Raw genomic sequence first — 1,670 nt, 5'->3', positions numbered from 1 at the left:
GCCGAGGGCGGCCGCGACGACGAGCGGCAGGACGAGCGCGGCAGCCCACAGGGCCGCGATCCACGGGGCGGAGGCCATCAGGGGAACACCCCCTCGGCGATGAACCTGGCCATCCCCATCGGCGAGTACGGGGCCGCGGCGATGATCCCCACCAGCAGCGAGGCCGTCGCGGTGATCATGGTCGGCACCAGCAGCGCCAGGGGCGCCTCCGCCCGCCGTCGGCCCGCACCTGTCGGGGACTCGCCCCCGGGCCGCTCGGCGAACCACATCGAGTACACCAGCGGCAGGAAGTAGGCGCTGTTGAGGAGCGCGCTGGTGATGAAGATCCCCAGCACCCAGGTGTGGTCGGAGTCCAGTGCGCCCAGCCCGAGTTGCCACTTGGACGCGAACCCGGCGATCGGCGGGACCCCGATCATCCCGAACGCGCCCACGGTGAACGCCGCGCACGTCCACGGCATCCGCCGCCCGAGCCCGGCCAGTCGCGAGACGGTCTTGATCCCCAGCACCTCGGCGAACAGCCCGGCGCAGAAGAACAGGGTGATCTTCATCAGGCCCTGGTGCACCAGGTGGGTCAGTCCGCCGGCAGTGCCCATCTCGGAGACCAGGGCGATGCCGATCGTGACGTAGGAGACCTGGCTGACCGTGGAGTAGGCCAGTCGCTTCTTCAGATCGTCCTGCATGAGGGCGCGGACCGAGCCGTAGATCACCGTGAACGAGGCCAGCACCAGCAGCGGCAGCAGCACGCCCAGGTCGTCGGCGACCTGCACGCCGTAGACGTCGTCGATCAGTCGGACCAGGCCGAACACGCCGGCCTTGACCACGGCGACGGCGTGCAGCAGCGCGCTGACCGGGGCGGGCGCCACCATCGCCCGGGGCAACCAGCCGTGCAATGGGAACAGCGCGGCCTTGACGCCCAGGCCGGCCGCGATGAGCACGAAGATCGCCACCGCGGTGGCGGGGTCCTCGGCGGCCAGCTCGGCGACCGCCGCCGCGCCGCCGGCGGTGAAGTCCACGTCGCCGACCAGCGCGGTCAGCCAGGCCACGCCCACCAGGACCGAGAGCCCGCCGCTGAGGGTGTACCGCAGGTACAGCTGGCCGGAGCGGAACGAGGCCGCCGTGCCGTTGTGCACCACCAGCGGGTAGGTGACAAGGGTGAGCAGCTCGAAGAAGATCAGGAACGTCACCAGGTTCCCGGAGAAGGAGATGCCCACGGTGGCGGTGACGCACAGCGAGAAGAAGCCGAAGAACCGGGCCCGGTGCGGGCGGCCCTCCAGGTAGCCGATCGCGTAGATGGTGGTGAGCAACCACAGCAGCGAGCTCAGTCCGGCGAACAGCAGTGAGAGCGGCTCCACGCGCAGGATCAGGTCGAGACCCGGCAGGAGGGCGCTGCGCCATTCGGGCCGGGCGCCCGCGATGACGGCGGGCACCAGCGCCGCGACGATGAGCAACTTGACCGAGGCGCCGGTGATGTTGACCGTGGTGCGCGCTTTGGTGCGGGGTTCCGGGATGAGGAAGACGACGACGGCGACGAGAGCCGAGAGCGCGAGAGGGGCCACGGCGAGCAGGGACGACTCACCGACCCAGGACGGCGGGGTCATGCTCCACCTCCGTGGGTCATCCCCAGCACCGCCAGGTCGGCCAACGGCCCGGACACCCCGATCGCGAGGGCG

At 70.9% G+C, this 1,670-nt stretch carries 1 protein-coding gene; it reads right to left on the bottom strand.

Annotation, left to right across the window (positions count from 1 at the left end; genetic code table 11):
- Positions 1-77: 77 nt before the first annotated feature.
- Positions 78-1,598 (bottom strand): proton-conducting transporter membrane subunit, encoded by a 1,521-nt coding sequence (locus tag G6020_RS05775; RefSeq protein WP_179524392.1) that lies wholly within the window; start codon positions 1,596-1,598, stop codon positions 78-80.
- Positions 1,599-1,670 lie beyond the last annotated feature (72 nt).

This window comes from Dietzia sp. B19 (assembly GCF_014145155.1).
Taxonomy (GTDB): Bacteria; Actinomycetota; Actinomycetes; order Mycobacteriales; family Mycobacteriaceae; genus Dietzia; species Dietzia natronolimnaea.
Note: the sequence above shows the minus strand (reverse complement) of the source record. Positions and strands in the feature narration are given on the sequence as shown.

Bases quoted from the DNA above. Each gene is read 5' to 3' on its own strand.
- G6020_RS05775 (WP_179524392.1), bottom strand. From the start codon at position 1,598: ATGACCCCGCCGTCCTGGGTCGGTGAGTCGTCCCTGCTCGCCGTGGCC.